We start from the raw sequence: 21,215 nt of genomic DNA on the forward strand, positions 1-21,215 counted from the left end.
GGCGCGGCTCCGTGGCGTACCCGTCTACTCGCCCCCTGGGGCGGCTTGTCTCTTGACAACTCCACAGTGGTGGCAGCGCTCGCCCACTCTGACCTCCGGGTCTGGGAGGGCTGCCGCTGCCGGTGCCCCTCGTCCGCTGCTGGGCGTCTGTCGGGCGATCCCCGTGTTTCCACCCGATGCCGTGCTTGGTCGGCGTCGGTGACCTTCTCGACAAGGAGTTCCGTTGTTGTTTCCCATGCTTTCGACCACCGCTGTAGCCGGTGGTGGTGACAGTTCTCGGCTTGGCCCCCGTTCGGGGGTCGGGCTTGCCGTCCGGGTTGGTGTCGGTCTTCGACCGGACCCCCGGACGGACCAACGATTCGTCCTCACATCGCAGGTCAGCCGGTCTGTCAGTGATGGGCTGGCTGTCCTGCGAGAGACCCCTGCTGGTCTCGGGTCTCTCCCCTGGGGAGACCACACACGTATCGGAGAAGGAGGTGATGGTGGATGGATGATCCGGTTCTGCGGGTCCAGTCGCAGTTGACCGCCCGTGATCGGGTGTTGCTGGGCTGGCTGTACGACCACGGGGTGTTGACCTCGTTCCAGATCGCGCATGCCCTGTTCCCTTCGCTGGATTTCTGTCAGCGCCGGTTGTTGACGTTGTACCGGTTGCGGTTGGTGGGGCGGTTCCGGCCGCAGCGCGCCGACGGCGGCTCGTATCCGTATCACTACGTCATCGACCAGCTCGGTGCGGAGGTCGTGGCCGCTGGCCGCGATGAGCGGCCACCGCGGCGTGATCACGCGCGGGTGGAGCGGCGCCGGTGGACGTCGAGCCGCACCCTGGAGCACCGGCTTGGTGTGAACGGCTTCTTCACCGACCTCGCCGGCTACGCCCGCACCCACCCGGATGCCTGGCTGGGGGAGTGGTTGTCGGAGGCGGCGTGCCAGCGGTCGGCGGTGTTCACGCGGCCGGAGGATCCGGCGTTGGTGCGCGCCTTTCAGCCTCGGGTCCGTCCGGACGGCTACGGCCTGTGGACCGCGCGGGGTGTCGGGGTGCCGTTCTTCGTCGAGTACGACACTGGTGGCGAGCAGCTGTCGGTGCTGACCAGCAAGCTCGTCGGCTACCGGCAGTGGTTCGCCGCGCTGGGGCGGGTGTGGCCGGTGCTGTTCTGGCTGCACTCCGCCGCCCGGGAACGCAACCTACGCCGCGTGTTGGCCGAGATGCCGCCGCTGGTGCCGGTGGCCACCGGAGCCCGCGACCACGCCACCACGGCGGGCCTGTGCCCCGCGCAGGCGGTGTGGGCCGCGGCCGGCGGCGACGGCCAACGATCGACGCTCGCCGACCTGGCGATGTGGGTCGCCGACGCTCGTGACCTGGCGGGGGAGGCGGCGTGAACCTCGACAGCCTCCCGAACACCGTCCCCACTTCGTCCGCGTACGACACGACATCGGGGTGGTTCTGTCACTGGTCTGTCAGCGTCTCACCGGAGGTGGCCGACAGACCGGTGACAGAACCGGACCGCCCTGACAGTGCGCGGGCAGAGGTATCGTCCCGGCCCTCATCCGGCCGGTCCGCGCTCCCCGCCTGGACCGGTCCGCCCACCCCACCGCACGGGCGTATCGGGACCGCCCGTCCATCCGTCCGGTCCTGGGGATCGGGGGCGGTTGTGGTCCGGTCCGGGGAGGTGGTCCGCCACGACTGCATCAGGTGATCCGGGTGCCAGTTCGGGACGGAGCCGGGCCGAGGGCTTCGTCCAGGTCGTGATCATGCTCGCTATCGGCGGGGCGGCTGGCGCGGCCAGCTTTACCCACGTCCGCGACGTCGCTGCCGCTCACGGCCAGCCAGGTTGGCTGGCATGGGCGGACGCGATCGTACTGGAACTGATGTCCATCGCCTCCGGACTGGAACTCCGCCGCCGTAAACGAGCTGGCGTGTCGGTGGTGTTCCCGGCGACGGTGCTGGCCTGCGCGGTGACGCTGTCCCTCGCGGCGCAGGTCGTGGAAGCCGAACCGTCACCGATCGGCTGGATCGCCGCAGCCGTGCCCGCGCTCGGCTTCCTCGTCATGGTCAAGATCGCCCTCGGCTACACCAACGCCACCTCCGGCCGAGTGCACGCCGACGCGCCCACCGCCAAGCCGGCGGACCCGTCCACCACCGTCATCGCGGCCGAGACGGACAGGGACTGCGACGGCCGGTCCACCCCGCCGGACTCGGACCGACAATCCAACGCGCGGACCGTCCACGACACCGGCAACCATCACGATCACCACGGACCGGACCGTTCCCGTACTGGTGGACCGGTCCACCGACGCCGGACCTCAAGACGCGGACCGTCCACCCACCCCACCGACGAGTTGCTCGCCGCCGCCAGACGTGTTCAAGAGCAGCGTGCCGCCGAAGGCAAGCCGCTGACTCGCGCCGCCCTGGCAGCCGCGCTGCGCTCCAGCGGACACACCGTGTCCAACACCAGAGCATCACACCTACTGAAGATCCTCAAAGCCGACCAGCCTGCGGCGCCCGCGTCTCATCACCAGGAGGCCGGGGGAGCGCCCGGTGACAGTGCCCCACCGATGGCCCCGGTGCTCGTCGCTCCTACGCCCACCACCTCGCTCGCCTCGCATCAGCCTCAACCGCAGTCAGGAGAACCGACACCATGAACACCAACACCCCAACCAGCGACACCCGAACGACCAGCCCACACCCGCCTGCTGGTACGCCGTGGACTGCCGAGCGGATCCGCGCGCTCGGCGCCGCCACCACCCTGCCCACCGCCGCAGCCGTTCTCGGCATCAGCCGATCCCAGGCCTACCGACTCGCCGCCACCGACACCTTTCCCGCACCGCTGATCCGCGCCGGCACCCGCATCATCGTCCCCGTCGCCGGACTCCTCCGACTCCTCCTCCTCGACAACCCCGCCCCGCCCCTTGACGACAGTCGGGGACTTGATTCCGGACCCGTGGCGAGCGTGGATGCAACGACCCCGCCACCAGCGGACTACCACCGCCGCCGCTGGCGGCACCACGCCGAGCACCCAGGAGACAACCCGTGAAGGGATCCACCTTCAAACGCTGCGGCTGCCGCGACACCACCACCGGCCGGCGACTCGGACGCTCCTGCCCCCAACTGCGCCGGCCCGGCGGCGGCTGGTCCCGCACCCACGGCCACTGGCACTGGCAAATCGAAATCCCCGCCCGCGCCGACGGCACCCGCCGCCCACTCCGCCACGGCCCCTACACGACTCAGGCCGACGCCGACACGATCCTGGATCGCATCCGGGCGGCGCTCGCCGTCCCCGACCCCACCGACCCGCACACCACCGTCAAGACCGGTGACCTTATCGAAACCGCCGTCAAGACCGGCGTACCCGTCCCCACCCCCGACCAGATCCGCCGGGCGCTGCACCTGGACATCACCCCCACCGAGCTACCCACGATGGAGGCGTACCTGACCGACTGGCTCGCCGGGCGCAAGAACATTAAGACCGGCACGCTGCGCTCCTACGAAGGGCACATCCGGCTGTACCTGATCCCGCACCTCGGCCACCTGCGCATCGATCGGCTCCGCCCCGGTCACATCGACGCCATGTACGACGCCATTGCCGACCGCAACACCACCATCGCCACCCTGCGTGCCAGCCGTGACCCCGCCAAACGCGACCAGGTCACGAACCAGCGAATCGTCGGCCCCAGAACCATGCACGTCATCCACGCCACCCTGCGCAAAGCCCTCAACGACGCCATGCGCCGCCATCGCTACATCGACAGCAACCCTGCCCTCATGGTCGAACTACCGACAGCCCGACCACCCAAGCCCACCATCTGGACCGATCAACGCATCAAAACGTGGCGCGAGACCGGCAAAACCCCCAGCCCCGTCATGATCTGGACCCCCGAACACACCGGCAAATTCCTCGACCACACCCACAGCGCGAACGACCGGCTCTACGCCCTCTACCACCTCATCACCTTCACCGGCCTACGCCGAGGCGAAGCCTGCGGCCTGCACTGGGACGACCTCGACCTCGACAACCGGACCCTCACCGTCCGCTGGCAACTCGTCCAACACGGCTGGACCACCGCCATCGACACCCCCAAAACCACCGACAGCGAAGCCACCATCGCCCTCGACACCGAAACCGTCGCGGTACTGCGCGCCCACCGCACCCGGCAACACCGCGAACGCCTCGCCGCGGGTGTCACCTGGAACAGGACAGGGCTGGTGTTCACCACCCCGACCGGTGAGCGGCTCCACCCCGCCGACGTCACCAACCACTTCCACCACCTCGCCACCCAAGCCGGACTACCACCCATCCGACTCCACGACCTCCGCCACGGCGCCGCCACCATGGGCCTCGCCGCCGGCGTCCAGATGAAAATCATTTCCAACCGACTCCGCCACTCCAGCCCACACTTCACCGCCAAGTTCTACGGCGACGTCCTCCCGGAGTTGTCCCACACCGCCGCCGAGGCAACAGCGGCTGTGGTACCCCGACGGCGGGGCAGCGGAGCGCAATCGCATAGGCGGCCGGGCTGAGCGGCAGATGCTCGCGGTCGTGGCCTCGCTCGCCCAGAGAGGGCCAGGGAGGCCACGGCCCTACTCGTCCCCGAGGACCTCTTGCAAACCGAGGTCAGTGATCCTGGTTGGCAGGAGGTACTCCTCGATCTGCTCCGCGAGGTGAAGCGGCCACGGCAGGACGGTGGTACCCCGTACGTACGGTGCTGCATCCCGCAGCTCGTGCGCCAGCGCCGCCCAGTGCCCCGGCTGGTCGCCATCCTGAATTCCCGCTACGAGCAGCTCGATGAACTGTGGGTTCCACACCTGGGCCTTCGGCTTTGGGGCAGTGAGCTTGCCGTTGTGCTCGCCGGGGATCAGCTTCGACACGCCCTTCAATGCCCCAGAATGCGTGCTGGGCTTGCCCGTAGTGCTGCCGTACACCCGAGGGACCAGGAAGCGCCACAGACCCTTGGGCTGGCCTGTGCCATCGTCGCTTACGCCGTAGCACTCTGGCGTCTCGCCGCCTTCAGCGGTGCGAACGCGTACATGACGCAGGCCGGGCAGCTTGCTGATCGGCTGAGGTTCAGCGGCGCCGAAGCCGAGGCTGTCGAGCTGGATGCGGCCGTTGGTGAGGGTGTTCCAGGCGCCGCGCAGGTTTTGCGCATGGGTGAGCAGCAGGGTGTCGGGGAAAGCGCTGGTGGCCTCATCGATGACATCCTTGGCGAACCGGACCACGTCGTCGGGGCCGCACTTGAGGTCCACGTTGACGTACTGCCTAGCGATCTCCACGAGCCCGGTGTGCAGAGGCTGCCAGGGCACCTTGGGTGCACGGACTTCCACATGCTGACCGGTGGGGTCGACGAGCACGGCGACCGGGACCTGTCGCGCGAGCCCCCAGACGCGTCCCTTGTTCTGGCGAATCATCCAGATGGCCAGGAGAGCAGGCTGCCGGAGTAGGGTATTCCGCGCCGGCGCAGGCAGCGGTTCGGGGCGTACGCCGAGCTGCCGGAACAGATCATCGACGGCTGCGGCGAACCGCTCTCGGTTCGGGTCAGAGGGCTCCCTGCCCTCACGGGCGCGAGGGGGACGCTTTGGCTCGGCAACCGGGGTGACGAACTGGCTGAGCCGTCCCGTCCGCAGCAGGCCGTGCCGGATGGCGAACTTGGGATCGTCGCCGCGTCGCCGGCCCTGATAGGCGTCGGGGTGGGCGATCTCGACCAAGGCGATTGTCGGGTTTGCCGTCTGGCCAAGTGCGTCGGCGATGTGCTCGATGCGAGCCTCCACCGCGGCCTGGGGTCGGCGTCCGACCCGGTCAAGGTCGGCGCGAATCGTCGGTGCCGCCAGCCGCCGAATCCCGAGGGTCACCGCGCCAAGGTCGATGTAAGCCCCGGCCTCGTCGAGCTGCTCGGCACTGGGCATCGGGACACCGAGACGGGTGGCGAGCCGGTCGAGGGCGTATTGCGTGGCTCGGTCGGTGTCGGTGAGCAGCTCGATGTCCAGGCGCGGCCCGACGATCTCACGGAGGTAGGTGGCCGAAACCTGACTTTCGCTGATGCCGCTAAGCCCTTTGTACACAGTGCACTTTTCGCGGGGGAGCGCTGGGGCCGGACGGAGGTGTGGGGTGAGCTCGTTGATGACCCAGTCCATCAGCGGCTGGCGGTCGGCGACCGACAGCCCGGCGCTGACCTTCTCAGCTGAGAGCATGCCGGTGCTGTAGACCAGCGCAGCTGCGTCGCCGTGGCGCTGTAGGTAGTCCAGTGGCTTGTCGACCAGCTGCTGCGGGTCGGGCAGGCGATCGAGACAACCGGCTTCCTTCAGTACCCTCGCGAGGGCGTCGTCCCAGCGTGGTCCATAGCTGCTCGAGCCGTCCCTCTCAGTCACCTTGACCTGCTTGATCCGAGCCGTGCCGAAGTGACGAGAGTTCTCCAGGCCGGCCAGATACGGCACGGTCGGCGCCAGGTACACCGAGTGGCCGTGGTCGAAGGCGAGTTTGCCCCGCACGGGCATCCAGCGCCGCACGCCGTACGACAGATAGACCAGCAGCTCATCACTGGTGGGCAGGGTCTGCACGCTGACTCCGATCTTGACCGAGAACGGGGTCTGGTCCTCGATCCGCTCCGGCGGCCAGGACATGAGCTCCGCGCCGTCGGTGCTCGGACAACGTAGGAACCGCAACTCGTTATGCGGGCAAGTCGCGCCCGGGCGAGATAAGGTCGCCGCGATCTCCATCGGGAGCAGGCGCATGGCGCGCTGTCGATCTTCCGGCGCGGTCAGGTTGAGGTGAACCGGCGACCAGGTGAGGTGGCTGGCGTGCAGCTGGGACAGGGTCAGGGAGATCTGCTCCGGGGTGCCCTTCTGCGCGCGTACCCATGCCGCGACCAGGTTGAAGATGGCCGCCGGGTTCACCGCGCGGTATGCGAGCAGCCAGTCCTGGTCGTCGTCGCCACGTCCGGCGTACGGAAGCGTGACGACGCAGTCGGGGACGAGGGCGGTGATCGCGTCGTTGAGTGAGGCGATCGGGATGCTGGCGACGTCGCCGCCGCGCTGCGCCTGGGCGAGCCGGCGCAACGGCTCCTTCCAGCGGCCTGGGAACCGCATGAGGTGGTAGGTGCGCTGGATCGGGGCTGCGGGATCGAGACGCAGGACGGTGACAGCGAGGTCGTCGTAGCGGGGTGCCATTCAGTGGTCTCCCATATTGGTGAGTGCGCGGTACAGAGGTTGGTAGAGCGCCTGGACCAGGTGCCGATCGGTGTTGGCGCTGGTGGGTTCGAAGTACGGGTTGAGCACCTCGCGCATGCCGTGCAGCAGGCTGGTGCTGGCGTCGTCGACGTCGGTGTCAGTGTCGCTCCTGCGTGCGGTGACCGGTGCGAAGGCGGCGTCGCAGAAGTAGACCTTCGCGGCTTGGCCGCCGCGTAGGAGCCGGCCGACGACCTGCCAGATGGTTACGAGTTGGGTCCAGGCCACGCGTTGGCGTTCGTCCGTGCCGAGCTGGCTGTAGGCGACCAGGGCGTGCAGCAGCCGCCGCCACTGGCGCTGCGCGGCTCGGCGTCGCTGGCTGCCGGCACCTACGAGGCGTTCGTGTGCCGGGCAGTCGTCATCGAGCGGGTGCGGGCGTAGTTGTTCGAGGGCGTATTGGTTGATCCGCTGGGTGACGTAGCTGAGATCCTTCGGCCGCGGGTGGGGACGTACCAGGAAGAACGCGGCGCCAATGGCGGCCACGCCGTCGTTGTTGAGGATGTTGTGCCCGCGCTCGACGGCCAGGATGGGGGCGACCAGCAGCCACGCGTTATCGGTGCCGAAGTCCGCGACGTCACCACGGCGCAGCAAGTGGCCGTCGTCCCAGCCAGTTTCCAACTCGTCGTCGCCGATGAGGCAGCGCACCTGCCCCTCCCAGGAGGCCTTGCGCCGAAGTAGCTCGTTGGTGACGGTGCGGGCCTCGGCGTAACTACCGACCAGCAGCATGACCTTCTCCCGCCCGGGCGGCAGGGCGGCTCGTTCCCGCTCCAGGCGGTTCGGTCGCCCGGGACCCGCGCCGGGCTGGGTTAGGGCTGCGACCATCTGCCGCAGGGCGCTCGCGCGTTCCTCCCCGTAGCGGCCGGACACCCAGATCGGTGTACTCCGTTCGCCTTGGTGCTGGATGTCCAGGGCGAATGTGGTCTCGGAGATGGCGGCGAGTTTTTGCGGTGACGGGCGCAGGATCGCCTCGACCGGCACATCAATGTGGTAGCGAGGCGAAGTTCCGGCCCAGCTGGTCCCGGACAACAGCAGTACGTTCGGGCCCGGCCCATCGGCGCGAAATAGGTCTGGCAGGCCAACCAGCAGGGCCCGCCCTACGCCCGTGTAGCGGAAAAACCGGAACTCGCCCAGCTGGCCATCACGGCGGTCGGTCTCGTCCTCGACGTACTGGAAGCCCAGTACGTTGCCCATCGGGGACTCGGGTACCGCGACGGCGAGGTCGCTGGGCGGGCGGCGTACCTCCGCCGGAAGTGTGTCGAACATGTCCAGCTCGGCCGCGACTTCCGGCCAGACAGCGAGCATGAGGTTGAGCCGGTGAGCCATCACCGCTACGGCGACCGCCAACTCCAGCCGCCACACGTTGCGGTCGAGCTCCGCTGGTGCGATCTTCCTACCTTCGACCAGCTCTCGATCGCTCAGCTCGGTCAGCCACTGCCGGACGGCGTCTTCCCGCATCTCCTCTTCAGTGTCGGACAGTTGCGCCTCGGCCAAGGTGGCTAGACCCCCGGCGACCTCGCCGGATGCTCCGGTCGGGTCGTCGATGAAGGCGTTGAACTGCTCGCGCAGAAGCTTGTAGAGCTCATCGTTGTCCCAGCCGGGGTCCGGCCTGCGGCCCTTTGCCGCGGCGTAGCCGGCCCAGTCCTGAGCAAGGCTATTGAACAGGGTCCATGCGGTGAAGTAGTCGGGGTCGAGCCAGTTCAATACCGGCTTGCCGGCGCGAACCCGGTCCCGTTGCAGCAGCTGGTAGATGATGTCTGCTGCGGAACGGGCCTGGTTCAGTGCCGTGGTGAACCGGCGGATCTGCCGGGAACTGACCGGTGCGCGGCCGGTTGCACGCAGCTTTTCCGCCACCCGCGCCCCAATCTCGTCGATCCACGCTTCCTGGCTGGGCCCAAGCAGTACCTGGGCGCTGGCGAACATCTCATCGAGGTTTGCCTGCACCTGGTCGGCCTCGTCGACCAGGATCAGGTCGCTGCGCCGCCACGCCGCCTCCAGGTACCGCATCTGCTCGTGGCTCAACGGTCCGGGCACAGGGGTGTGCACAAGACTCCACGGCGTCGCGATCCACACGTCCGCCGTGACCAGCCGGCGCGCGGCCTCATGCCGCTGGCATCGATGCCACAGGGGACAGGTGCGCCGTGCCCCGTCCCGCCAGCCATCCACCGGCGCGTCCGGATCCGTCTCAATGAGGTGCTGGCAGGGCGCCTCGCGTACCTCAAGTGGGGTGGCCTTGTCTCGGACCGCATCGAGCGGGCAGGCCGTGCTGACCAGGTCGAACCCGTACGGCTCGAGGGGTAGGAGCCGGCCGGGCGCCGGCGGCTGGAGCCGATGCAGCCGCTCCGCATGCCGGGTGCGGTTCTGCCCCATGACCGGCGCCGCCACCACGCCGTCGTACCAGGACAGCTCGTGCGCCATGCGTAGGGCTGCCGAGTTGTCGCCGACCACGATCGTCACCCGGAGGCCGTGCTGCGCTGCCCAGGTTGCCAGGATCGCCGCGAGGGTGCTCTTGCCGACGCTGACCATGCCGACCAGGTGCAGGATCCGATCGATGCAAAGGGTCGTGGCGTCGCCGAAGGTGTCGTCGGCCAGCCGGACCTGCAGCTTGACGTCCAGTAGGCGCTCCTCCCATCGATGAGGGGAATGCCCGGCCTGCAGATCGGTGGCGTCCATACCTCGGGCGGTCTCCACCAACTCCTGCCACGTGACCTCAATCGGTGCACGCGTCCGGACGGCCAGATCATGCAGAGCCGGAGTCGGCGCGGGTGGGAGGTTGTCCGGCACGGTCAGGCCGTGACCACGCGCCGTGGAGCTCATGCGGTATCGGCCGGGTGCGGCGAACCGGACGCTGGTGGTGGCGAAGGGCAGCGGCTCGGTGAGTAGCTGCTCGTACCAGTCCCACCGGTTGGTCGCCACGCTGCACTGCCGGCGTACCGGTCGGCCGAGCGAGTCCAGGTGGTAACCCCGCACTGTCTCAGGGGCAGACCGGTAAGCCCGCAGCAACTCGTCCCACCCGTAGGGGCGTTGGCTGCGCCACAGCAGGGCTCGCGCGTTGGCGAGCCGGACCGCCGCGTCGGCTGGCGGGCGCGGCACCGCGTCCCACAGCGCCCGGTACCCGTCGAGCAACGCGGGTACTCCGCTGGCGGCCTGGTCGGCGGCGACTGTTTCCAGCAGATACAGGCACAGTTCGGTGTCCATCAGCCGGGAGGGTGAAGGCTGGTCGCCGGTCGGGGTGTAGTGGCCGCGGAGTGCGCGGGTGAAGCGGTTGCGGATGGTGTTGATATGCCTCATGTCTCGGCCTCCACCCGCCGCTTCACGGCACCGATGAACTCGGCCTCGGAGACCGCCACGATTCGCTGGCCCGGCCGCACCTGGGGGCACGCCTTCCGCAGCCGTGCCACGTACCGCGGATGTGCCTTGACCTGCTCCTGGCCGATGACGACGTAGGCCCTCTCCGCCTCCGGCGACACGGTGAACAGCCGCTCCCGCAGCCGTCGGGCCAGCCGTACCGGGTTGCGCCAGGCCTTGATGTCGGCGACCCACGGTCGTTCCGCGAAGACCGCGATGTCGCACGCGTCGAAGTCCGGCCACAACGCCACCGATACGCCGAGCTTCCCGATCGCGTCGGCGATGCGCAGCTCGGCACGACCCGGTGCGGTGATGAAGGTGCGTAGCTCACGCCGCAACCACCACACGCCCTCGCTGGCGGGGTGGTCCGTCCCGGTCGTACCGGGTGCCGGGCAGGTCTCGTCCTCGCAGACCCAGGTCCGGTCGTCATCCAGTGGCAATCGAAGACCGCTGCACCCGCCGCAGGTCCGGATCACGCCATCCGCCATCGCCTCCGGTGGCGCCTCCACGTACGCCTGCCGCACCTCATCCGCCAGCAGCGCCAAGTCAGGATCGGCCAGCCGTGCGTCGAGCTCTATCGCCGCGATCGCCGGCTGTCGGATCAGGAGCGCGCGGAACGCGATGTAGGACCGCGGTGCGTTGTGGGTCCGGGACTTGTCCATCACCGCCCGCAACAGCGCGTTCTCGCGGATCTCGCCTTCGACATCCCCACGAAGGCTGCCGAGTTCCTCGCAGGCCGCCGTCGGGCGGCCGTAGATGAGCAACGCCTCGTCAGGGTCGACGTCGGTCCCGGTGAGGTCGATCTTCCAGTCGCCGAACGGCTCCTGTGCAAGCTGAAGCAGCTCCACCACGCTGGCCGGCGCGGGCGCACCCTGATGCCAGGCGAGCAGGGTCAGCCGATCCAGCGCGAGCTGCAGGTTTGCCGGGTACGGCAGCCGGAACGCGTCACCCGATGCGGTCTGCTGGGCGTACTCGAGGATCCCGCTGGCGAGCTGCGCAACAGCAACCTGCGGGGTGGGCAGCCATGGCGGGTCTGAAGGTGCATCGATCATATGTGCACTCCGCGTGAGAGAGACGTAGGCAAGGCGGGTGAGTTCCATTGGACCGCATCGGTATGACAACCGGGCAGCCCGATTCAATGTGCGAAGCGTCCTCGCATTAGGCGGCCGGTGGCCCCGCGTGCTCGCTCGTGCGATTGGAGTCCTCACCCCATCCGAAAGGTCAACTCCGCCTTGAGCTTCGAACTGGCATTTGTGCTTCTGCCCAGGGAGCTTGAACCGCGATCGGAGTAATGACTCGAGAAGGCCGACTGCGTCTCAAGCAATGCAAATTCTGTCGGTAACCAGACCGAAGTCCCCGCTTGGTAATCCGTGGCGGTCGGGTGCCCGATTTGCCGGGCCGAGCCGGGTTCGCGGTGTCCGGTCGGGAGCCAGGTCCCCCGAGGACTGGGCCGGGTCGTTAACGCTGCGCGGATCGTCCCGAAGCACGTCTGCGGGTAGACGGATGCCACGAGGCGATCCTTGTAGGACACCGACGTGTCTCGAGCCGGGCGCTTGCGGTTTATCAGCGGCGCGTACGTCCCGTTTGTCTTCTTCCCGACACAACTTCGGTCCTACGACCCCCTCCCAGCGGGCCCTGCAGTCTCGTTACAGTACGCACTCATCGCGATCGGCAGCGCATCAGTAGCTGCGGATGTCAGGGGGTGGTCCATCCGGGTCTCGGTGCAACTACTGGTTTCTGAGTAGTTGTCTGTCTGGTGTGGTCTAGCAGCGGCTGGCGCCGACGCGATCGTTGAGGATGATGTCGAAGGCGTTGAGTGCGGCCTTCCATCGGTTGGTCCAACGGGCGCGCCCGCGTCCGGTCAGGTCCACACGGCCACCGCCAGATCTGAAAATATGTCCACAACGCATAGACGGTTACACAGCGGCCGTCTCGCGTTCACCCCGCCTCACTAGCAACATCTTTAGCGGCGGCTGCTCGTACTAATAAGTGCCCTGCAGGAGTTGATCGGCCACGATGGCAGTCGCATGCAGGGTTGATAGGACGAATCGGGACGTGCGATAGACGAGCAGGTGTCAGCGCCGCACGCCGGGGCGGTGTGCCGAACGGGCGGAAGGGACGGCACAACGGACGGAGCAGGTAGCCGCGAGCAGCAACTCGCGCGGCTCATCTCGGACATCGGACCCTGTAACGGCGGCCAGGTTCTCGAAGCCGCGCGGCAGCGCTGGCCGGCGATGACGCAGGCGCGACTTCAGAGGATCGCCGCTTCGGCACTCAGCGCTGGGCTCATCCACGACGACAACGGCATCCTCAGGGCAGCCGACGCGCCCGCAACGCCACACCCTTCCGGCCATCGATCGGCGGTGACTGCGCAGGTTCCCCGGGCTGTCGTCGTTGACGTCGAAGCTGTTGTGCGTCCCACTGCGGATCACCCCGACGGGGACCGGCGCATCTATCAGATCGGTGCGGTGCGGTTGTCGTCGGAACGGCGCTGGGTCGAGGAGGCACCCCGCTTCACCGCCTGGGTGCGGCTGCCGGACGTTGACTGGGAAGAGCAGCTGCGGTCCGCGGCCGTCCGCGCCCAGTACGCCGCACACGCGATCCCTGTCGAGCAGGCGCTGCACGATCTGCGGGACTACTTGACGGACGCGGACGTCCTCGTGGCCTACAACGGCACCGGCGCCGACTTTCCGATGCTCGACGATGCGGCCACCCGCGCTGAGCAGCCACCGTTCGGCGCGCTGCGCCGAGCCGACGCGTTGTACCTCGCCCACGCGGTCTGGCCGACCGCCCGTTCCCATCGCTTGGCGGAGCTCGCCGACGAGGTAGGTGTCGGCCGGTCCGGGCTGAGCTGGCACGACGCCGCAGACGATGCCGACCTGACAGCCCGGCTGCTGCGGCACGCCGCGGACACCGTCTCAGGCTGGGACGGGCCGTTGCGGGATCTGCTGCTCGCCGCCGGTGCCGGGTCACCTGCTTGGGACCTGCTCGCGTCGCTGCTATCCGCACCATCTGGTCGGCCGGCCGCGGACGACGGCTCGGTCGCCCAGGTGCTCGCGGACGTGCTCGGCAGTGGCGACCTGCGGCAACCAACCCGGCGTGGCCGAGCCGTACCGGAGAACCTGACGGTGCCGGAGCGACTGTTCGACCGCACCGGTCACGTGGACCCGCACGCACTCGCCCTGGCGGCCGCGCATGGTTCGGTCGAACGCCGGCCGGCGCAGCAGCACATGGCCGAACTTCTGGCCCGCCAGGTCGACGCTGGCCGGGATGCGCTATGTGAAGCACCGACGGGAACCGGTAAGAGCCTCGCGGTTCTCGCCACCGCCCTCGACTGGCTCGCCAGCAACTCCCGCCGACGGGTGGTCCTGGCGACGTTCACCAAACAGCTGCAGACCCAGCTAGCCGCCGACATCACCCGGCTCGCCATGGTGGTGCCCGGCCTCGACGACGTCGCCGACCTGGTGAAAGGTAAACGCAACCGGCTTTCACTGCGGGCACTCGTCGCCGCGCTCACCGACGCGGTCGCCGTGGCCGCCGGAGCAAGCCGCCGGGATCGCCGGAACCGGTTCGCCGCCCACCCGGGCTACCGGGAGCTGCTGGTGTACCTGGTCCAGCGGCTGGCCACCGCGACATCGGCGCAGCAGGCGTGGGTGGCACGAAGTGTCGACACCGCCGACATTCCGATCTTCCTCGCCGAGTACGTCTCGACGACAGCCGGCCCGGTGCTGGGGTTGTGGCTGGGCAGTGTGAGCCAGGAGTCCGACGACTACGGGACCGGCTCCGCGTCGCCGCTTGCCCATATGACCGACACCGTCGGCGAAGCGCTGGCCAACAATCGCCTCGTCGTCGCCAACCATGCGCTGCTGCTGAGCAACCCGGACGCGTTCGCCGACGACACCCTGCTCGTCGTCGACGAGTCGCACTCCCTCGAACACGCCGCGACAGGAGCCGCCAGCGCCGAGGTGGACTATCGGGCGGTGGAGAACCTCGTCGCCGAGCTGCGTCGCTGGTTTGCCAGCCAGCGCGGGGAACCGGCAGCGCTGGGGGAGCAGATCGCCGACCTGGAGGCGATGCTCGACACTGAGGTGATGCCACGGGCCGCGCAGGCGGTGTTCGACGCCGCCGGCGGAGAGCCGGGCAATCGCGCGGCGACCCTGGCGAGCCCGTTCGGTGGGCTCGGCGGCAGCGCCTCGGCGCGGCAGTTGCTCGCCCGGGTGGAACGCCTCGCCGTCGTCGCCGGGCTCGTCTACCGGCAACTGTCCGGTCACCTCGGATCGGAGCAGATGCAGGCGGCGTCGTGGTGGGAACGGGAACGGGCGACGTCACTTGCCAGCAGGGTGTGCACCCTGGCCGAAGCAGCCGACCAGATCGTCACCGATGCCCATGCCATCCTCGACCCTCCCCGCCCCGACGCAGGGAACGCTGCTGGGCAGCCGGGCACGCCAGCCGACCAACCTGCCGGCAGCGGTGGGGACGACGCTCCGGGCGTCGACGACCATGAGTCGGGGGCGACCGAAGCGCCGATGGACCCGCTCGAGGAGCGCCTCGGCGAGGTCGGCGCTGACGATGCTGGGCCGGACCTCACGCCGGACGACTCCGCATTGGCGCCGGTGGTGTCGAATCGGGTCGTGTTCGCCACCGAACTGGAGCTGGAAGGCCTGAGTGTCTCCGCCCGCCGGTACGCGTTCACCGTGACGTCCGCGCCGATCGAACTTGCCCACGACCCGCAGTGGAGGCTCGCCCGGTCGAGGTTCGACCGGATCTTCTACGTGTCGGCGACGCTGCAGGTGTCCGGCCGATGGGACTACATCCGCAGTCGGCTCGGACTGGGATCCGACGTCGACGCCCACTACCTGCCCGGCCCGTTCGACCTCGCCTCCCAGGCGAGGCTGGTGTGTCTGACCGACTTCCCCAGCTGGGCGGAGCAGGCCGACGGTGCGGTCCGCACCGTCGCCCACCACCTCACCGGCTACGCCCGAGAGGTCATCCGCCCGGAAACCGCCGGTGATTACGGCAGCGCGGCCACCGGTGCGTTCACCGGTGGTGCGCTGGTGCTGACCACGTCGACACGGGCGGCGTCGGCGATCTCCGAACGGCTGCTCGCCGAACTGCCCGCGGTCGCGCCGGACGTTCCGGTCGCGGTCGCCCCGATCCTCGGCAACGCGCGGGCGGCGCGGGCGTTCACCGAAACCGGAGGGTTCTGCGTCGCGACCCGCGGGATGTGGCAGGGGGTCGACTTTCCCGCCGAGCGGCTGTCGCTGGTGTGGATCAACAAGCTGCCATTCGCGCCGTTCGCCGATCCGGTCGTCGCCGCCCGCCGCGCCGCGGTCGCCCGCCGGGCCGCTGACACCGGCCATCCGGACCCGGACCGGGTCGCGACCGAGTCGTACTACCTGCCCTTAGCGGCGATGGATCTGCGGCAGGCCGTCGGCCGGCTGATCCGGTCAGCCCACCACCGCGGTGTCGTGATCATCAGCGACCGCAAACTCGCCGGCCAGACCGCGCTTCGGCGAAGCTACCGGCGGGTGTTCCTCGAGTCGCTCGACCCCGGGCTGCTGGTCGCCGACCCCGACACGGGGGAGGCCGCCGGTGGGAACCTGACGACGATGGCTGACGGCTGGGAGCGGATCTGGCGGTTCCTCGCCGACTGCGGAAAGATTACTGCCGCGCGGGCCGACGAGCTGTGCACCGCTGATGCGCTAGCTGAACACACCCTGCTGCCGGCCACCCGCAAGATTCTCGCCGCCCGCATCGACGACGACACCGAAACCACTGCCCGTGCCGAAGGCAAACTGGGTGACCTGCTCGTCGAACGCTGCTCCCAGATCGCCGGGTACCTGCGGTTCTCCGACGTCCCACTGCAGCTGCGCGACCAGCAGGAGCAGGTGATCCGCGCGGTCGCCGACAACGCTGACGTGCTCGCGCTGCTGCCGACCGGTTTCGGCAAGTCCTACACGTTCCAGCTGCCCGCGCTCGCGTTGACCGGCGTCACCGTCGTCGTGTCACCGCTCGTGGCGTTGATGGCCGACCAGGCCCTCGAACTCAACGCCAGCGTCGGCGGCGCCGTCCGTGCCCTCGTCGGGCCGATGGCCGAGTCCAACAGCCGCCGCGGCAAGACTGAGGTCGCTGAACAGCTCACCAGTGTCCACGACCACGGCATCAAGTTGGTCTACATCTCCCCGGAACGGCTGGGCAACCGGCGGTTCCAGCAGCTGCTGCGCACCGGGGCAGCCAACGGGCAGCTGCGGCGGGTCGCCGTTGACGAGGCTCACACGTTCGTGCAGTGGGGCGACGACTTCCGCCCCAGCTTCCGCCGCGCCGCCGGTCTGCTGACTGAGCTGCGCGACCGGCACGGCGTCCGGGTCACCGCGGTCACCGCCACCGCCAACCGTGGGGTGCGCGCCGGGCTGCGCAGCGGCCTGTTCGGTCTGCCCGAGACCCCGTCCGCCGGTGAACGTCTTGTCACCGTCACCGCGGACCCGCTACGGCCGGAACTTGCGATCTACCGGCGGGCGTTCCGGGCCGCCGGTCCGAACGTCGTCGCTGGGCTCGCCGAAGCGGTCACCTCCGCCTGCGACGACCATGCGATCTTCTACTGCCTAACCGTCCGGGAGGTCGACACGCTGTACGCGCACCTGCGCGAGTTCGTGGGGGAGGGCGAAACCCGGCGGGTGCGCCGCTTCCACGGCCGGCTGTCGGAGGCGGAGAAAGCGGCGGTCCTCACCGAGTTCCGCGACGCGCCCAAGAAGGGGGAGGAGGGGTACGTTCCGCTGCTGATCGTGGCGACCAGCGCGTTCGGTCTCGGGGTCAATCGTGGCGACATCCGCTGCGTGTTCGTGGTCTCCCCACCCACCGACCTCGCCGGGCTGTACCAGCAACTCGGCCGCGCCGGCCGTGACCAGGCTGGCTGTGACCCCGCGGAGATCACCGCACCGTCGTACGGGCTCGCCCTAGGCACCGGCCGTGGTTTCCGGACCGTCGCGTGGATGATCTCGCAAGGTCTGGCGAACCCGACCTTGCAGCGCATCGGGAACGCGGTCGTGGCCGCCGCCCGGGGCAGCGGAGTGCTCAATCCCGACCACGTCGCCGACATCGTTATCGGCGAGGAGGTCGACGCCGGGTGGATGTCGCTCGACGACGCCCGCAAACCGGCGACGATGACGATGTACCGCACCACGGTGATCCGGGCGCTCGCCGCTCTCGACGCGGCCGGAACGGTCGACGACGGCGGCGACTTCCCGGCGACGGTCACGCTGACCCCGCTCGACGATCCGATCCGCTGCGACGACACCCTCGCCGACGCGTCCGCGGTCTTGCAGCAGCTCGCCGCGACCCGGCCGGGACGTCACCAGCTCACCGACGTCCACCAACAGCTCGCCGCAGCCGTGACCGGCTACGACGGCCTCGCCGACGACGTCGCCGGCACTTGGGCGCTGCTGGCGACCCTGCACGACCTCGGCGTCGTCGACGTCTCCCAGGCCGGCAACGCCCAGACCCTGGTCTCGGTGCGGATGCTCGACCGGACCGGCCGGCTGCCCGCTGACTTCGCCACCCGGATGAACGCCCACCGGGCCCGGTTGAACACCGAAGTCACCGCGCTGCGGGACTGGTATGCCGAGCAGGCCCGGTGCGCCAACGTCGGCTTCGCCGAGTACTTCGGTCAGCCTGGGCGGTCGGTACCCGACGGCACCTGCAGCACCGCCGCGTGCCGCTGCTCCACCTGCTGGTCGTCGAGCGCCGACACCACACCGACACCGGCGCTGCTGAACGCGTTGAACACCCCGCGGCCGCGGCCGGCCGCCGACCGTGACGGCGCGCCATACCAGGCGGCGGCCGACCGGTACCTGCGGGCGCTGCTGTGGGACAACTTCCACGGCCTGACCGCCGGGATGCTGCACCGGGTCCTGCGCGGCGACGAAGCCTACCGCGACAGCCGCTCCGGTCGGCTGCGACCGCTGTGGCCGCAGTTGCTCTACCACCGGCTGCGCGGTGTCGACCCCGGCATGAAGCTCACCCACGTCACCGACGCGCTCGCCCGGCTCGAAGCCACCGGCGAGGCGGTCCTGACCGACGGCGGCCGGGTCTGGCGGCTTCGCCGGCACGTCGACCGTGACAACGCCCGCGCCGCGGCGCGGCAGGCAGGAGCCGCCCGATGACGATGACCGCGACACCGACATGGCGACCGTTCGACGACGAACCGCTGTTCACCGACGATCTGCTACGCGAGGTCGACGACATCCCCGACGCGGTACGCGCGGCCGTCATCGCCTACCTCGAGCAGGTCGCCCACGTTCGCCGGGCGCCGCTACACACCACCACCGCGTTCAACGCGCTGCACTTCGGCTTCGATCCCCAGGCCCGTGGTTACCAGGCCGCCGTCCTCGACCCCGAAATGTTCGTGCGGCTGACCACCGATGCCGCGACGCTGCCGGCGCTGCCCGTCGGCACGTTCGTGCGCATCGAACGGGGTCAGCAGTCGCTGTGGGCAGAGGTCGTCGCCCGGTTCGGCGCCGCCGACGGCGTCCACCCCGACGGGTGGGTCCCTGCACGCCTGTCCGGAGCACCGGCGGTCCTCGACGACACCGGCTGCCGGTCGGAACGGGTGATCGTCGACCCGGAAGCGTTCGGCGCACCACTCACACCCCGGGAACGCACCGAACTTCACCGGCTGCGCCAGCGTGGTGTGCTCCTCGACGAGCGCGGACACCTGACAGGACAGGTCTGCTACCGCGGTCCTCGTCTGGCCGGCCTCGACGACGTCGCCCTGTATGCTCACCATCTGCTCACCGCCGGCAAACCACTACTGGTCGGTGGCCCGCTCGGCGGTCTGCTGATCGACCCGCACGACGACGACACCCTCGCCGTAGCGTTGCAGACGGCGCTGCACACGATCGACAAACTGCTGGACGTCGCACCGCACCTGCGTCGATGGGGCGGCTACGCCACCCCGGTCGACCGGTACCACCACCGGCGGGAAGACCCTGGCCTGCTGGGCGGGGAAGACCTCGACGACCTGGTCCACACCATCGCACGGTCGGGGACCGGACCACGGTTCACCGGTGTGTGGCCGCTGCTGGCCGGCAGAGTCGACGAGGTGTTCGCCACCGACCCGGGAGACGTCGACGTCGACCCGTTCGAGCTTACCGCGGCCGCCGAAGCGGTCGTGCACGCCAACCTCGCCGTCGCCGATCACGCCGCGGCAGGCGTCGACGGGTTGCAGCCGAACGGAGTCCACTTGCGCGTCGACGACCCGTGGCAGGTGGGCGGTGTGTGGCTGGCGCAACCGTCCCCGGTCCCAGCGGACCTGCGCGACGTCGACCCGCTACGACCCCTCGGGCTCGGCTACCACCAGTCACAGCCGCCGTCCCAGAGCACCGATGACGGTACCGGCGCGACCGATCCGGCCGACATCCAGCAACCGACTGACGACACCGAAGTGATCACCGGCACCCGCACAGATCAGCGGGAACCCGGTCCGGACCCCGACACGACCCACCCGGAACCGGACGACACCGAGACAGAAGAACCCGCCGGAGACGAGGTCGTTGTCGAACACCTCGACGACAACATCGCCGTGTACACCGTCGCGCTGCGACCAATCCACCTCGACAACGACACCCTGCCGGTACCTGACCGGATCGCCGCCATGCTCGCCGACGGCGCCCTCGTCATCGAACTGCACCACGACGGCGACGACCTCGCCGACGACGAGAGGATCCACACGGTCGAACACGGCGACGGGGCGCTGACCGGCGTCGCTTGGCCGCTGTCGTTCTACCCGGGGATCAAGGTCATGGTCTCGCTCGCCCGCGGCGCCCGCAGACTGGCCGCTACGACGACGTTGCTCGAACGGCCGCTGCCCTACGGTGACGAGTTCCGCTGGGACTCCGACCATCGACTGCTTGCCACCGCCCTTGGAATCGACCTCGACCCCGACCCGGCACCCGAGTTGACTGACAACACCAAGCCGGACGCAGACGACGAACCGGCACCGCCGACGGTGCCGGCGAAATACCAGGGGATTGACCCGCTGCGGCGGCTGATCCTCGCCGCGTTTCGCCGTCACGGCATCGAGGGCACGTTCGGCTCCCGCAGGCTGACCGGCAAACAATTGCTCGGCGTCCTGTTCGGCGCAGACTTCGACAACCCGCCGCTGATGTGGCAGGTGATCTACACCTGTGAACGTCTTGTCGACGCCGGCAAGCTCACCTGTGAACCGAACCCGGGACGTGCCGACAAGCCGGGAAGCGGTGGACCGGACACGTTCGTGTGGTGGCCCAGCCAGTCGGCCCGCCAGCACGCCGACTACGCCGCGGCGCAACAGCGACACGCGGCGCTGCGGGAGCGCACCCGCGAGCATTGGGTGCCGCCCAACTGCCGGGCGCTTCCGCACGGGTACCGCGCCAGCGACCAGGCGAAGGAGAACTATGCCCGGCACGTCCGCAAGGTTTGGGGCCCGAACGCCGACACGAGGCTTCCCGAAGGGTTCACCTTCGTCAAAGGGCACCAACGGGGGAGTGATCCCGGTCCATTTTGGTTACCGATGACGTGACATCGACAACGTGACCGTGTCGACGTCATCGATGTCATACCCGGCCGTTCTACTGAGCTTTTCGCCGTCGGCGGCCGCCGACGACCAGCACCGTTTCCAGCGCAC

Annotated in this window: 10 protein-coding genes; 7 read left to right on the forward strand and 3 right to left on the reverse strand. The window is 69.1% G+C overall.

Annotated features, from left to right (window positions below):
* The first annotated feature begins 486 nt into the window (after window positions 1-486).
* From Vse01_RS27285 to Vse01_RS27300, 4 genes are all read left to right on the forward strand, one after another.
* Window positions 487-1,374 (forward strand): replication-relaxation family protein, encoded by an 888-nt coding sequence (locus Vse01_RS27285; protein ID WP_093401860.1) that lies wholly within the window; start codon window positions 487-489, stop codon window positions 1,372-1,374.
* 372 nt (window positions 1,375-1,746) lie between these two features.
* Window positions 1,747-2,637 carry a DUF2637 domain-containing protein gene (locus tag Vse01_RS27290; protein WP_093402044.1) on the forward strand — a complete coding sequence of 297 codons (891 nt, stop codon included), beginning with the start codon at window positions 1,747-1,749 and terminating at the stop codon, window positions 2,635-2,637.
* Window positions 2,634-3,029, forward strand: coding sequence for a hypothetical protein (locus Vse01_RS27295; protein ID WP_093401859.1), 396 nt, complete (start codon window positions 2,634-2,636; stop codon window positions 3,027-3,029). Before Vse01_RS27290 ends, Vse01_RS27295 begins: the two co-directional genes overlap by 4 nt.
* Window positions 3,026-4,513 carry a tyrosine-type recombinase/integrase gene (locus tag Vse01_RS27300; protein WP_093401858.1) on the forward strand — a complete coding sequence of 496 codons (1,488 nt, stop codon included), beginning with the start codon at window positions 3,026-3,028 and terminating at the stop codon, window positions 4,511-4,513. Before Vse01_RS27295 ends, Vse01_RS27300 begins: the two co-directional genes overlap by 4 nt.
* Window positions 4,514-4,573: 60 nt before the next feature.
* Here the strand turns inward: Vse01_RS27300 and Vse01_RS27305 are convergent, their stop codons facing one another.
* Genes Vse01_RS27305 through Vse01_RS27315 form a run of 3 tightly spaced genes read right to left on the reverse strand, consistent with a single transcriptional unit; the run spans window position 4,574 to window position 11,607 of the window.
* Window positions 4,574-7,153 (reverse strand): pPIWI_RE module domain-containing protein, encoded by a 2,580-nt coding sequence (locus Vse01_RS27305; RefSeq protein ID WP_093401857.1) that lies wholly within the window; start codon window positions 7,151-7,153, stop codon window positions 4,574-4,576.
* Window positions 7,154-10,498 (reverse strand): pPIWI_RE_Z domain-containing protein, encoded by a 3,345-nt coding sequence (locus Vse01_RS27310; protein WP_093401856.1) that lies wholly within the window; start codon window positions 10,496-10,498, stop codon window positions 7,154-7,156.
* A complete protein-coding gene (locus tag Vse01_RS27315; protein ID WP_093401855.1) occupies window positions 10,495-11,607 on the reverse strand; it encodes a restriction endonuclease-related protein in 1,113 nt (370 codons plus the stop codon). Before Vse01_RS27315 ends, Vse01_RS27310 begins: the two co-directional genes overlap by 4 nt.
* 318 nt (window positions 11,608-11,925) lie before the next feature.
* Here Vse01_RS27315 and Vse01_RS29930 point away from each other — a divergent pair, with 318 nt between their 5' ends.
* The 3 genes from Vse01_RS29930 to Vse01_RS27325 all read left to right on the forward strand — a co-directional run bounded on the left by Vse01_RS29930 (window position 11,926) and on the right by Vse01_RS27325 (window position 21,110).
* Window positions 11,926-12,054, forward strand: a complete 129-nt coding sequence (locus Vse01_RS29930) for a zinc finger domain-containing protein (protein WP_444980325.1) — start codon at window positions 11,926-11,928, stop codon at window positions 12,052-12,054.
* Between the two features lie 735 nt (window positions 12,055-12,789).
* Window positions 12,790-18,714 carry a DEAD/DEAH box helicase gene (locus tag Vse01_RS27320; RefSeq protein ID WP_275415546.1) on the forward strand — a complete coding sequence of 1,975 codons (5,925 nt, stop codon included), beginning with the start codon at window positions 12,790-12,792 and terminating at the stop codon, window positions 18,712-18,714.
* Window positions 18,711-21,110 carry a hypothetical protein gene (locus tag Vse01_RS27325; RefSeq protein ID WP_093401853.1) on the forward strand — a complete coding sequence of 800 codons (2,400 nt, stop codon included), beginning with the start codon at window positions 18,711-18,713 and terminating at the stop codon, window positions 21,108-21,110. Before Vse01_RS27320 ends, Vse01_RS27325 begins: the two co-directional genes overlap by 4 nt.
* Window positions 21,111-21,215: the final 105 nt, after the last annotated feature.

This window comes from Micromonospora sediminimaris, from assembly GCF_016863575.1.
In the GTDB taxonomy this organism is placed as follows: Bacteria; Actinomycetota; Actinomycetes; order Mycobacteriales; family Micromonosporaceae; genus Micromonospora; species Micromonospora sediminimaris.